Below are 13,340 nucleotides of genomic sequence, written 5' to 3'. Positions count from 1 at the left end.
CATGCCAGGTTACTTACCCCTGGCGACCACGCGTGTGCCGGTTGGGGGTGTTCCTGCCCCGATCGTGGCGACGGTCATATGCGATGCTGCCGAACTGTTATGGCCGGGTGCGGGCATGGTGAAACACTGGGCATGCCTGAACGAGGCACATGCAGTTCGGTCGACCCTCCGGGAGGGACACGGTGGAGTCTGGCGCATCGGCGCGAGGCGGCGCGGCACCCGCGGCAAAGCGGGGTGGTTCCGCGCGGGTGAAGCATGCGCGCTCGCGCACCAATGGGACCGTCGAGGTGGACTCGGCCGCACTGCACAGATTGCTGTCCGCACTCGAGTCGATGCGGGACGGCAACTTCCGCAAGCGACTCACGGTCACGGGCGACGGCGTCATGGCGGAGATCGCCGCCGTGTTCAACGAGGTCGCCGATCGCAACCAGCACCTGACCGGTGAGCTCGCCCGGGTCCGCCGGGTGGTCGGCCGCGAGGGCAAGCTCGCGGAGCGCCTGGAGACAGGGGCGTGCGAGGGATCGTGGGCGGCCGCCATCGACGCCTCCAACGCGCTGGTGGACGATCTCGTACGGCCCATGTCCGAGGTCGGCCGCGTGCTGTCGGCGGTCGCCGAGGGCGACCTGGAGCAGCGCATGGAGCTGCGCTCGCAGGGGCCCGACGGTGCCGCGCACCCGCTGCGCGGCGAGTTCCTCAAGGTCGGCCGCACGGTCAACGGGCTGGTCGACCAGCTGTCCACGTTCACCGACGAGGTGACCCGGGTGGCCAGCGAGGTCGGCACCGAGGGCAAGCTCGGCGGGCAGGCCCGGGTGCGCGGCATGGCCGGCTCATGGAAGGACCTCACCGACTCGGTCAACACCATGGCCTCCCGGCTGACGGCCCAGGTGCGCGACATCGCGCTGGTGACCACGGCGGTCGCCAAGGGCGACCTGTCGCGCAAGGTCACCGTCCACGTGGCCGGCGAGATGCTGGAGCTGAAGAACACCGTCAACACGATGGTGGACCAGCTGTCCTCCTTCGCGTCCGAGGTGACCCGGGTGGCCCGCGAGGTGGGCACCGAGGGCCAGCTGGGCGGCCAGGCGAAGGTGGCCGGCGTCGACGGCGTGTGGAAGGACCTGACCGACTCCGTCAACCTGATGGCGGGCAATCTGACGGCCCAGGTGCGCGACATCGCTCAGGTCACGACGGCGGTCGCCAACGGCGACCTGTCGCAGAAGATCACCATCGGCGCGCGCGGCGAGGTCGCGCAGCTCGCCGAGACCGTGAACGCGATGACCGAGACCCTGCGGACCTTCGCCGACGAGGTGACCCGCGTGGCCGGCGAGGTCGGTGCGCAGGGCCGCCTCGGCGGTCAGGCGCAGGTGCCGGGCGCGGCGGGCATCTGGAAGGACCTCACCGACTCGGTGAACATGGCCTTCCGCAACCTGACCGGCCAGGTGCGCGACATCGCCCAGGTGACCACGGCGGTCGCCAACGGCGATCTGTCGCAGAAGGTCACCGTGGTCGTCTCCGGCGAGATGCTGGAGCTGAAGAACACCGTCAACACCATGGTCGACCAGCTGTCGGCGTTCGGCGCCGAGGTGACCCGGGTGGCCCGGGAGGTCGGTGTCGAGGGTGAGCTGGGCGGGCAGGCGCAGGTGCCGGGCGCGGCGGGTCTGTGGAAGGACCTGACGGATTCGGTGAACACCGCGTTCCGCAATCTGACCGGCCAGGTGCGCAACATCGCCCAGGTGACCACGGCGGTCGCCAACGGCGATCTGTCGCAGAAGGTCACGGTGGACGTCTCCGGCGAGATGCTGGAGCTGAAGAACACCGTGAACCGGATGGTCGACCAGCTGTCCTCCTTCGCCAACCAGGTCACGCGCATGGCGCGCGACGTGGGCACCGAGGGCCGGCTCGGCGGCCAGGCGCGCGTCGACGGCGTGAGCGGTGTGTGGAAGGAACTGACGGACTCCGTCAACTTCATGGCGGGCAACCTGACCTCGCAGGTCCGCCAGATCGCCCAGGTGACCACGGCCGTGGCCCGTGGTGACCTGTCGCAGAAGGTCGACGTCGACGCGCGCGGCGAGATCCTGGAGCTGAAGAACACCATCAACACGATGGTCGACCAGCTGTCGGCGTTCGCCGAGCAGGTGACCCGGGTGGCCCGCGAGGTGGGTACCGAGGGCCGGCTCGGCGGGCAGGCGCAGGTGCCCGGTGTGGCCGGAGTGTGGCGCGACCTGACGGATTCGGTGAACGGCATGGCCGGCAACCTCACCGCCCAGGTGCGCAACATCGCCCAGGTCGCCACCGCGGTGGCCCGCGGTGACCTGTCGCAGAAGATCGACGTCGACGCGCGCGGCGAGATCCTGGAACTCAAGAACGTCCTCAACACGATGGTCGACCAGCTGTCGGCGTTCGCCGACCAGGTGACGCGAGTGGCCCGTGAGGTGGGCACCGACGGCATCCTGGGCGGCCAGGCCGAGGTCAAGGGCGTGTCGGGTACGTGGAAGGACCTGACCCAGTCCGTCAACTTCATGGCCAACAACCTGACCATGCAGGTGCGCAACATCGCCGAGGTCACCACGGCGGTCGCGCAGGGCGACCTGTCGAAGAAGATCACCGTCGACGCCAAGGGCGAGATCCTCGCCCTGGTGACGACCGTCAACACCATGGTCGACACGCTGTCCGCCTTCGCCGACGAGGTGACGCGGGTGGCCCGCGAGGTGGGCACCGACGGCATCCTCGGCGGCCAGGCCCGGGTGAGGGACGTCTCGGGCATCTGGAAGGACCTCACCGACAACGTCAACCTGATGGCCAACAACCTGACCGGCCAGGTGCGTTCGATCTCCTCCGTCGCCACGGCGGTCGCCAACGGCGATCTCACCAAGAAGATCACCGTCGAGGCGCGCGGCGAGGTCGCCCAGCTCGCCGAGACGATCAACACCATGGTCGACACCCTGTCGGCCTTCGGTGACGAGGTGACGCGGGTGGCCCGCGAGGTGGGCACCGACGGCATCCTCGGCGGTCAGGCGCGCGTGCCGGGAGTCTCCGGTTCGTGGAAGGACCTCACCGAGTCGGTGAACAACATGGCGTCCAACCTGACCGGCCAGGTCCGCAACATCGCGATGGTCACCACGGCCGTGGCCCGCGGTGACCTGTCCAAGAAGATCGACGTCGACGCGCACGGCGAGATCCTGGAGCTGAAGACCACCATCAACACGATGGTCGACCAGCTCTCCGCCTTCGGTGACGAGGTCACCCGCGTCGCCCGCGAGGTGGGCACCGAGGGCCGCCTCGGCGGTCAGGCGCGCGTGCCGGGTGTCTCGGGCATCTGGAAGGACCTCACCGAGTCCGTGAACCTGATGGCGAACAACCTGACCCGCCAGGTGCGCAACATCGCCCAGGTGGCCACCGCGGTGACCCGCGGCGACCTCAACATCCGCACGGACGTGGACGCGGCCGGCGAGATCCTGGAGCTCCAGGACTACATCAACACCATGATCGTCCGGCTCCGCGAGACCACCCTCGCCAACAAGGAGCAGGACTGGCTGAAGGGCAACCTGGCCCGTATCTCCGGTCTGATGCAGGGCCGCCGCGACCTCAACGACGTCGGCGGCCTCATCATGAGCGAGCTGACGCCGGTCGTCTCGGCCCAGCACGGCGCCTTCTTCCTCGCGGAGGAACCGGCCACCGAGGACATCGCCGAGGAGTACGAGCTGCGCCTGATCGGCAGCTACGGCTTCTCGCCGCGGACGATGCCCACCGTCTTCCTGCCCGGTGAGGGACTGATCGGCACGGCCGCGGTCGAGAAGCGCAGCATCCTGGTGGAGAACGTGCCGCCGGGCTATCTGCGGATCTCCTCCGGGCTCGGCGAAGCGCCGCCGGCGCACGTCATCGTGCTGCCGGTGCTGTTCGAGGACCGGGTGCTCGGGGTGATCGAGCTGGCCTCGTTCCAGCCGTTCACGCAGATCCAGAAGGACTTCCTCGGCCAGATCACCGACATGATCGCGGTGAGCGTCAACACCATCAGCGTCAACACCAAGACCGAGTACCTGCTCAAGCAGTCCCAGGAGCTGACCGAACAGCTGCGGGAGCGCTCCGCGGAGCTGGAGAACCGGCAGAAGCAGCTCCAGATCTCCAACACCGAGCTGGAGGAGAAGGCCGAGCTGCTGGCCCGTCAGAACCGCGACATCGAGGTGAAGAACACCGAGATCGAGGACGCCCGACAGGTGCTGGAGGAGCGCGCGGAACAGCTCGCGGTCTCCATGCGCTACAAGTCCGAGTTCCTCGCCAACATGTCGCACGAGTTGCGCACCCCGCTCAACTCGCTCCTCATCCTGGCGAAGTTGCTCGCGGACAACGCCGAGGGCAACCTGTCGCCGAAGCAGGTCGAGTTCGCGGAGACGATCCACGGCGCGGGCTCCGACCTGCTCCAGCTGATCAACGACATCCTGGACCTGTCCAAGGTCGAGGCGGGCAAGATGGACGTCAGCCCGACCCGGATCGCGCTCGTGCAGCTCGTGGACTACGTCGAGGCGACCTTCCGGCCGCTGACCGCCGAGAAGGGCCTGGACTTCTCGGTCCGGGTCTCCCCGGAACTGCCCGCGACGCTCCACACCGACGAGCAGCGGCTGCTCCAGGTGCTGCGCAACCTGCTGTCCAACGCGGTGAAGTTCACCGACAGCGGTTCGGTGGAGCTGGTGATCCGCCCGGCGGGCCCGGAGGCGCCGCAGGCGATCCGGGAGCAACTGCTGGAGTCCGGTTCGCTGCGCGCCCCGGACGAGCCGCTGATCGCCTTCTCGGTCACCGACACCGGCATCGGCATCGCCGCCAGCAAGATGCGGGTCATCTTCGAGGCGTTCAAGCAGGCCGACGGCACCACCAGCCGCAAGTACGGCGGTACGGGCCTGGGCCTGTCCATCAGCCGGGAGATCGCGCGGCTGCTCGGCGGCGAGATCCACGCCGACAGCCAGCCCGGCCGAGGGTCGACGTTCACCCTCTATCTGCCGCTGAACAGCGGTGAACTGCCGGCGCACGGCTACGCCCAACTCCCGCCCGGCGAGGTCTTCGCCGAGCCGGACGGGTACGCCGAGCAGCTGCGCGGCACCGCCCCCACGCACACCGGGGGGCGCCGCGGCGGCGCAGGCAGCAGCCTGGCGCGGCTGCGCCGCCGCTCGGCCCTCACCGAGCGGCCCATGGCGGCCCCGGGGCAGCCGGACCGGCAGCCGCCGCCGCCCGAGTTGTGGGTGGACGGGGCGCACAGCGACGCCTACACCGGCTTCGCGGGCGGCTTCAGCGGTGAGAAGGTGCTCATCGTGGACGACGACATCCGCAACGTCTTCGCCCTCACCAGCGTGCTGGAACAGCACGGGCTCACCGTGCTGTACGCCGAGAACGGCCGGGAGGGCATCGAGGTGCTGGAGCAGCACGACGACGTCGCGGTCGTCCTGATGGACATCATGATGCCGGAGATGGACGGGTACGCCACGACGGCGGCGATCCGCAGGATGCCGCAGTTCGCGGGGCTGCCGATCATCGCCCTCACGGCGAAGGCGATGAAGGGCGACCGGGAGAAGAGCATCGAGTCCGGTGCCTCCGACTATGTCGCCAAGCCGGTGGACACCGACCACCTTCTCGCGGTGATGGAGCAGTGGATGCACGCACGGTGACGGGGCGTCGGATGAAGGACGCGGTGACCGCCCCTGCGGCGGTCGCCGCGCCGGGGCGAGCGGCAGTGCCCCTGACACGGAGTGTTCGCGGAGGTGTGAGGGTGCGGGAAACAGGGAACCTTCTGGTCCCCGCTTGCGTTTCTGCTACGTGCACAGTGACATGGCGGTGACAGGGTGTGGCGGACAGCGGGGTGCGGCTACCATGACCGGCACAAGGACGGACGGCGGTCAGGAGCCGTCCATGGGGGCGGCACCCGGTGCAGTGCCGGGACGAGGAGGACGGGCCATGGTGCAGAAGGCCAAGATCCTCCTGGTCGATGACCGGCCGGAGAATCTGCTGGCGCTGGAGGCCATCCTCTCCGCGCTCGATCAGACACTGGTGCGGGCATCGTCCGGGGAGGAAGCACTCAAGGCGCTGCTCACCGACGACTTCGCGGTGATCCTGCTCGATGTCCAGATGCCGGGCATGGACGGGTTCGAGACCGCGGCACACATCAAGCGCCGGGAGCGCACCCGGGACATCCCGATCATCTTCCTCACGGCGATCAACCACGGTCCGCACCACACCTTCCGCGGTTACGCGGCCGGCGCGGTCGACTACATCTCCAAGCCCTTCGACCCGTGGGTGCTGCGGGCCAAGGTCTCGGTCTTCGTCGAGCTCTACATGAAGAACTGCCAACTGCGCGAGCAGGCCGCCCTGCTGCGCCTGCAACTGGAGCAGGGCTCCCGGCAGGGTGCCAACGGCACCAAGGAGCCGGTGGGTCTGCTCGCCGAGCTGTCCGCGCGGCTGGCGGCGGTGGAGGAGCAGGCGGAAGCGCTCTCCAAGCAGCTGGACGAGTCGGCGGACGCGGCGGCGGTGGCGACCGCGGCCCATCTGGAGCGCAAGCTGACCGGACTGCGCCGCGCGCTGGACGCGCTGGAGCCGGGCACCGGATCCGGCGACAAGAAGATCCCCTCTCAGGAGTGACCAGCGTCTGCTCTTTGACGGCTCGTCACCCTTGGTGCGTCCGGGGCGCGACACGAACGGGCGTATGTGTGGCCACGGGTGTCGCGAACGGGACGGAACGGTAACCTCGCACCATGGCCCCACGTACGTCCGGCACCGCGAAGAAGGCTGCCGCCAAACCTGCGGCCAGGCCCGCGGCGAAGAAGGCCGCCACCAAGCAGCCGGCGGCGAAGAAGGCACCCGCGAAGAAGGCTCCGGCCAAGAAGGCGGCGGCCTCCGCCAAGCCCGCGCCCAAGCCGGCGCCCTCACCGACCGGGGCCGTCTACCGGCTCACGAGGGCGCTGTGGCTCGGCCTCGCGCACACCGTCGGCGCGCTCTTCCGGGGCGTGGGCCGGGGCGCGCGCGGTCTCGACCCGGCGCACCGCAAGGACGGGCTGGCGCTGCTGCTGTTCGGCCTCGCCCTGGTCGTCGCCACCGGCACCTGGTCCGATCTGCACGGCCCGGTCGGCGACCTGGTCGAGATACTGATCACCGGGCTGTTCGGCCGGCTGGACCTGCTGGTGCCCGTTCTCCTCGGTGCCGTCGTATGGCGCCTGATGCGCCACCCCCAGCAGGCGGACGCCAACGGGCGGATCGTGATCGGCCTGTCCACGCTCGCCGTGGGTGTGCTCGGCCTGGTGCACATCGGCTGCGGCTCGCCCGGCCGGGGCCAGGGCGCCGACGCGATCCGGGACGCCGGGGGACTCATCGGCTGGGCGGCGTCCGCGCCGCTGCGCTACACCGTGGGGGCCCCGCTGGCGGTCGCCCTGCTGGCGCTGCTGACCTTCTTCGGGCTGCTGGTCACCACCGCGACCCCGGTCAACGCGATCCCGCGCCGCCTGCGGGAGGCCGGTATGCGGCTCGGCCTGGTCGAGGTGCAGCCGGAGGAGGAGGCCGACGAGGACGCGGTCCCGTTCGGCGACCTGTTCGAGGACGAGCCCGCAGCCGGTCCCGGGACCGAGGGGGCCACGCCGCGCCGCCGCGGCCGGCGCCGGCCGGAGCAGCACCCGCTGCCCGACCTGACGCCCGGCGGTCTGGGCACCGTCGACCTGGCCTACGGGGTCGCCGCCGACCTCGACGGCGCGCTGACCTACGGCGTCCCCGGCTCCTCGGTCGTGGCGGACCTGGTGCACCAGTCGGTGCCTCAGGCCCGGGACGACATGACCACCGAGAACCCCGACGACAACGCGGCCCCCTCCGTGCCGGACCTCACCAAGAAGGCGGCGCCGGGCGCCGGGCAGCCGCTGCCGCCGCGCGCCGAGCAGTTGCAGCTGTCGGGCGACATCACGTACTCCCTGCCCTCGCTGGACCTGCTGGAGCGCGGCGGCCCCGGCCGCACCCGCAGCGCCGCCAACGACGTCGTGGTGGAGTCGCTGAAGAGTGTCTTCTCGCAGTTCAAGGTCGACGCGGCCGTCACCGGCTTCACCCGCGGACCGACGGTCACCCGGTACGAGGTCGAACTCGGACAGGCCGTCAAGGTCGAGCGGATCACCGCGCTCGCCAAGAACATCGCGTACGCCGTCGCCAGCCCCGACGTGCGGATCATCAGCCCGATCCCCGGCAAGTCCGCGGTGGGCATCGAGATCCCCAACAGCGACCGGGAGATGGTCAACCTCGGCGACGTGCTCCGTTCGGCGGACGCCGCCGGCGAGGAGCATCCGATGACGGTGGCCCTCGGCAAGGACGTGGAGGGCGGCTATGTGATGGCCAATCTCGCGAAGATGCCGCACATCCTCGTCGCCGGCGCCACCGGCTCCGGCAAGTCCTCCTGCATCAACTGCCTCATCACCTCGGTGCTGGCCCGGTCCACCCCCGACGAGGTGCGCATGGTGCTGGTCGATCCCAAGCGCGTGGAACTCACCGCGTACGAGGGCGTCCCGCACCTCGTCACACCGATCATCACCAACCCCAAGCGGGCCGCCGAGGCACTCCAGTGGGTCGTGCGCGAGATGGACCTGCGCTACGACGACCTGGCCGCCTACGGCTTCCGGCACATCGACGACTTCAACGCGGCGGTGCGCAGCGGCAAGGCGAAGCCGCCGGCGGGCAGCGAGCGCGAGCTGTCCCCGTACCCGTATCTGCTGGTGATCGTGGACGAGCTCGCCGACCTGATGATGGTCGCGCCGCGGGACGTGGAGGACGCGATCGTCCGCATCACGCAGCTCGCCCGCGCGGCAGGCATCCACCTCGTGCTGGCCACCCAGCGGCCGTCCGTCGACGTGGTGACCGGTCTCATCAAGGCCAACGTGCCCTCGCGGCTGGCGTTCGCGACCTCCTCGCTCGCCGACAGCCGGGTCATCCTGGACCAGGCCGGCGCAGAGAAGCTCATCGGAAAGGGTGACGGGCTGTTCCTGCCGATGGGCGCGAACAAGCCGATCCGCATGCAGGGCGCCTTCGTCACCGAGCAGGAGATCCACGGCGTCGTCGAGCACTGCAAGGCGCAGTTGACGCCCTCCTACCGGGAGGACGTCGTGGTCGGCGCCGGCCCGAAGAAGGAGATCGACGAGGAGATCGGCGACGACCTCGACCTGCTCTGCCAGGCGGCGGAGCTCGTGGTCTCCACCCAGTTCGGCTCGACGTCGATGCTCCAGCGCAAACTGCGTGTCGGCTTCGCGAAAGCGGGCAGGCTCATGGACCTGATGGAATCCCGCGGGATCGTCGGTCCCAGCGAGGGATCGAAGGCCCGTGACGTGCTGGTCAAACCGGACGAGATGGACGGGGTGCTTGCGGTTCTGCGTGGCGGGACCGGTGCGTAGCCGGTTCGTAGCCCATCCGTAGCTCACTCGTAAGTGGGCGGGGAGCAACCGTTTCTCCTGCCCGTACGTCAAGTTAGTGCAAGGGGAAGGCGTATGGCCGACTGTCATCGGCGCCGGTCACGGCGGCAATCCTGATGGCGGACAAACAACGCCCGCCCGCTTGCCCGACCTTTTGCAACCCCCCCTAGACTGAGTCTCCAGCAGGTGGCTACACGCTTGAAAGGCGCACCCGTGTCCATCGGCAACCCGCCCCCAGACGACCGTCCCTCGGTCGGTCGTGCCCTCGCCCGAGCCCGTCTCGACGCCGGGCTCACCGTCGACGAGGTCAGTTCCACCACTCGTGTGCGGCCGCCCATTGTCCATGCGATCGAGCAGGACGACTTCTCCCGCTGCGGCGGTGACGTCTACGCCCGCGGCCACATCCGGACACTGGCGCGCGCCGTGGGCCTCGATCCCGAGGCCCTGGTGGAGCAGTTCTCCGCCGAGCACGGCAGCACTCCGTCCCCCACCCCCGTGGCACCGCTGTACGAGGCGGAGCGGATGCGGTCCGAGCCGCGCCGCCCCAACTGGACCGCCGCCATGGTGGCGGCCATCGTCGCGGTCGTGGGATTTGTCGGCTTCACTCTGTTCAACGGCGGCGACGACAGCGGCAAGCAGCCCGTCGCCGGCAAGCCGTCCGCGCAGAGTCCCGCCGCCAAGCCCTCCGCGAGCCACCAGAGCAGCCCCACACCGGAGGCGACCGACAGCGCCATCGCCGCCGCCCCCGGTGACAAGGTCACGGTCAAGCTCACCGCCGACAACGGCAAGAGCTGGATCCAGGCCGTCGACAGCAACGGCAAGCAGCTGTACCAGGGCAGCCTGGAGCAGGGCGACGCCAAGACCTTCACCGACAAGAAGAAGGTCAACCTCATCATCGGCAACGCCGGTGCCGTCGACCTCTTCGTCAACGGCAAGGACCTGGGGCCCGCGGGCGACCCCGGTCAGGTCCAGCGGCTGACCTTCACCCCCGGCGACCCGGAAGCCGGGTGACGTCCGCCACCACGGGCGCGCGAGCACACCGCGGCGCCCGGCCCGGGGCACCTGACCCCGGGCCGGGCGCCGCAGCGCGTCAGAGCCCCGTCAGGGACAAAGTAGGCTGAGCCTATGTCCGAACCCCGTACCGTCGCCCTTGTCACGCTCGGCTGCGCCCGCAACGAGGTGGATTCCGAGGAACTCGCCGGCCGGCTGGCGGCGGACGGCTGGCAGCTCGTCGAGGACGCCGCCGAAGCCGATGTCGCCGTTGTGAACACCTGCGGCTTCGTCGAGGCCGCCAAGAAGGACTCCGTCGACGCCCTGCTGGAGGCGAACGACCTCAAGGCCCACGGACGCACGCAGGCCGTCGTCGCGGTCGGCTGCATGGCCGAGCGGTACGGCAAGGAACTCGCCGACGCGCTGCCCGAGGCCGACGGCGTGCTCGGCTTCGACGACTACAGCAACATCTCCGACCGCCTGCAGACCATCCTCTCCGGCGGCGTGCACGCCTCGCACACCCCCCGGGACCGCCGCAAGCTGCTCCCGATCAGCCCGGCCGAGCGGCAGTCGGCCACCGGCGTCGCGTTGCCGGGGCACTCCCAGGTCGCCGAGGACGCCGAGGCGGCCGCCTCCGCCCCCGCGGACCTCCCCGACGGCCTGGCGCCCGCCTCCGGACCGCGGGCCCCGCTGCGCCGCCGTCTGGACACCAGCCCGGTCGCCTCGGTGAAGCTGGCCTCCGGCTGCGACCGCCGGTGCTCGTTCTGCGCGATCCCGTCCTTCCGGGGCTCTTTCGTCTCGCGCCGGCCCTCGGACGTGCTGGGCGAGACGCGGTGGCTCGCCGGGCAGGGCGTCAAGGAGATCATGCTGGTCAGCGAGAACAACACCTCGTACGGCAAGGACCTCGGCGACATCCGGCTGCTGGAGACGCTGCTGCCGGAGCTGGCGGACGTCGAGGGCATCGAGCGGGTCAGGGTCAGCTACCTCCAGCCCGCCGAGATGCGGCCCGGCCTGATCGACGTACTCACCTCCACGCCCAAGGTGGCGCCCTACTTCGACCTGTCCTTCCAGCACTCGGCTCCCAAGGTGCTGCGGGCCATGCGCCGCTTCGGCGACACCGACCGCTTCCTGGAGCTGCTGGACACCATCCGCTCCAAGGCCCCGGAAGCCGGTGTCCGCTCGAACTTCATCGTCGGCTTCCCTGGTGAGACCGAAGCGGACCTGGAGGAGCTGGAGCGCTTCCTGAGCGGCGCGCGACTCGACGCCATCGGCGTGTTCGGCTACTCCGACGAGGAGGGCACCGAGGCGGCCGGCTACGAGGACAAGCTGCCCGAGGACATCGTCGCCGAACGGCTGGCGCGGGTCTCCCGGCTGGCCGAGGAGCTGACCGCGCAGCGCGCCGAGGAACGCCTGGGCTCGACCGTGAACGTGCTGGTCGAGTCCGTCGACGAGGAGGACGGCGCCGTGGGCCGCGCCGCGCACCAGGCGCCGGAGACCGACGGGCAGATCATCCTGACCTCGCCGGAGGGACTGGTGGCCGGTTCGTTCGTCGCGGCGAAGGTGGTGGACACCGAGGGCGTCGACCTGATCGCCGAGCCGCTGTGCACGGAGGAGGCGGGCAGATGACCGGAGTACCGGCGTCCGCCGCGGGAAACCACCGTCCCCCTGCCCCCGCCCCGACCGCGGCGGCCGTCGCGGCCAAGCCCAGCCTCTGGAACATCGCCAACGTCCTGACGATGGTGCGGCTCGTGCTGGTGCCCGGCTTCGTCGTGCTGCTCCTGCACGGCGACGGTCACGACCCGGCCTGGCGCTCCTTCGCGTGGGCCGCGTTCGCCGTCGCCATGATCACGGACCTCTTCGACGGGGAGCTGGCCCGCCGGTACGGCCTGGTCACCGACTTCGGCAAGATCGCCGACCCGATCGCCGACAAGGCGATCATGGGCGCCGCGCTGGTCGGGCTGTCGGCGCTGGGGGACCTGCCGTGGTGGGTCACCGTGGTGATCCTCTTCCGCGAGCTCGGCATCACGCTCATGCGCTTCTGGGTCATCCGCTGGGGCGTCATCCCGGCCAGCCGTGGCGGCAAGCTCAAGACGCTCACCCAGGGTGTCGCCGTGGGCATGTACATCCTGGTGCTGACCGGTCCGCTGGCGACGATCCGGGCGGTGATCATGGCCGCCGCGGTGCTCCTCACCGTCGTCACCGGCCTCGACTACGTGCGGCAGGCCGTGGTGATGCGCAGGGCCGGGCTGGCGAAGCAGCGGGAGGCGGTCGCCCGGGCGGCCGTGGCAGCGGTGGCGGTCCGGGAACCGGGGCCCGCCGAGTCCGCGGGGGAGCCGGGGCAGGACGCGTGAACGTCGCCGCCGAGGTCCTGGAGCTGCTGGTGCGCCGCTCCGCGACCCTGGCGGTCGCCGAATCGCTCACCGGCGGGCTGGTCGCCGCCGAGCTGACCTCGGTGCCGGGCGCCTCCCGGAGTTTCCGGGGCTCGGTCACCGCGTACGCCACGGAGCTCAAGCGAGACGTGCTGGGCGTGGACGGGACGCTGCTGGCCGAGCGCGGCGCGGTCGACGTGGGGGTCGCGCGAGGCATGGCGGAGGGCGTGCGGCGCGTGCTGCGCGCCGACTGGGGGGTGGCGACGACCGGGGTCGCCGGCCCCGATCCGCAGGACGGCCAGGCGGTCGGCACGGTCTACGTCGCGGTCGCCGGACCCGGGCGGACGATCAGCGAGAAACTGCAGCTGAACGGGGACCGCACCGCCATCCGTATCTCCACCGTGGACGCCGTACTCACCTTGTTGCACCAGAGCCTGGTGACGAGCGGGACAACGCCCGGCGAATCCGTGGCGGCCAAGGGTGGGGAAGAGAGCGGGGGGAAGGGATGTTTACAGCCCTGAGTGAACACGTCATCGCTCCCCGCACGGCCGAGGCCGGAGGCGGTACGGTG

7 protein-coding genes are annotated in these 13,340 nt (G+C 70.4%); all 7 read left to right on the top strand.

What is annotated here, in order from left to right; all coding sequences use genetic code 11:
• The first annotated feature begins 182 nt into the window (after nt 1–182).
• Nucleotides 183–5,651: a HAMP domain-containing protein gene (locus RV983_RS10875; RefSeq protein ID WP_475985592.1), complete on the top strand. Its 5,469-nt coding sequence runs from the start codon at nt 183–185 to the stop codon at nt 5,649–5,651.
• 286 nt (nt 5,652–5,937) lie between these two features.
• A complete protein-coding gene (locus RV983_RS10870) occupies nt 5,938–6,618 on the top strand; it encodes a response regulator (protein WP_475985591.1) in 681 nt (226 codons plus the stop codon).
• A gap of 113 nt (nt 6,619–6,731) precedes the next feature.
• A complete protein-coding gene (locus RV983_RS10865; RefSeq protein WP_475985590.1) occupies nt 6,732–9,392 on the top strand; it encodes a DNA translocase FtsK in 2,661 nt (886 codons plus the stop codon).
• 231 nt (nt 9,393–9,623) lie between these two features.
• Nucleotides 9,624–10,421, top strand: a complete 798-nt coding sequence (locus tag RV983_RS10860; protein ID WP_475985589.1) for a helix-turn-helix domain-containing protein — start codon at nt 9,624–9,626, stop codon at nt 10,419–10,421.
• 114 nt (nt 10,422–10,535) lie between these two features.
• Entirely contained in the window at nt 10,536–12,026 is a 1,491-nt protein-coding gene (gene rimO, locus RV983_RS10855; RefSeq protein WP_475985588.1) for a 30S ribosomal protein S12 methylthiotransferase RimO, read from the top strand.
• Nucleotides 12,023–12,751, top strand: a complete 729-nt coding sequence (gene pgsA / locus RV983_RS10850) for a CDP-diacylglycerol--glycerol-3-phosphate 3-phosphatidyltransferase (RefSeq protein ID WP_475985587.1) — start codon at nt 12,023–12,025, stop codon at nt 12,749–12,751. The genes rimO and pgsA overlap by 4 nt, the downstream gene beginning before the upstream one ends.
• On the top strand, nt 12,748–13,290 hold the full coding sequence (locus RV983_RS10845; RefSeq protein ID WP_475985586.1) for a CinA family protein: 543 nt from the start codon (nt 12,748–12,750) through the stop codon (nt 13,288–13,290). Before pgsA ends, RV983_RS10845 begins: the two co-directional genes overlap by 4 nt.
• Nucleotides 13,291–13,340 lie beyond the last annotated feature (50 nt).

The organism is Streptomyces sp. RLA123, from assembly GCF_056270165.1.
This window is presented reverse-complemented; position numbering and strand designations above follow the sequence as displayed.

What these genes read in the sequence shown, in the direction of transcription:
- rimO (WP_475985588.1), top strand. Translation starts at nt 10,536, where the DNA reads ATGTCCGAACCCCGTACCGTCGCCCTTGTCACGCTCGGCTGCGCCCGC.
- pgsA (WP_475985587.1), top strand. Translation starts at nt 12,023, where the DNA reads ATGACCGGAGTACCGGCGTCCGCCGCGGGAAACCACCGTCCCCCTGCC.
- RV983_RS10870 (WP_475985591.1), top strand. Translation starts at nt 5,938, where the DNA reads ATGGTGCAGAAGGCCAAGATCCTCCTGGTCGATGACCGGCCGGAGAAT.
- RV983_RS10865 (WP_475985590.1), top strand. Translation starts at nt 6,732, where the DNA reads ATGGCCCCACGTACGTCCGGCACCGCGAAGAAGGCTGCCGCCAAACCT.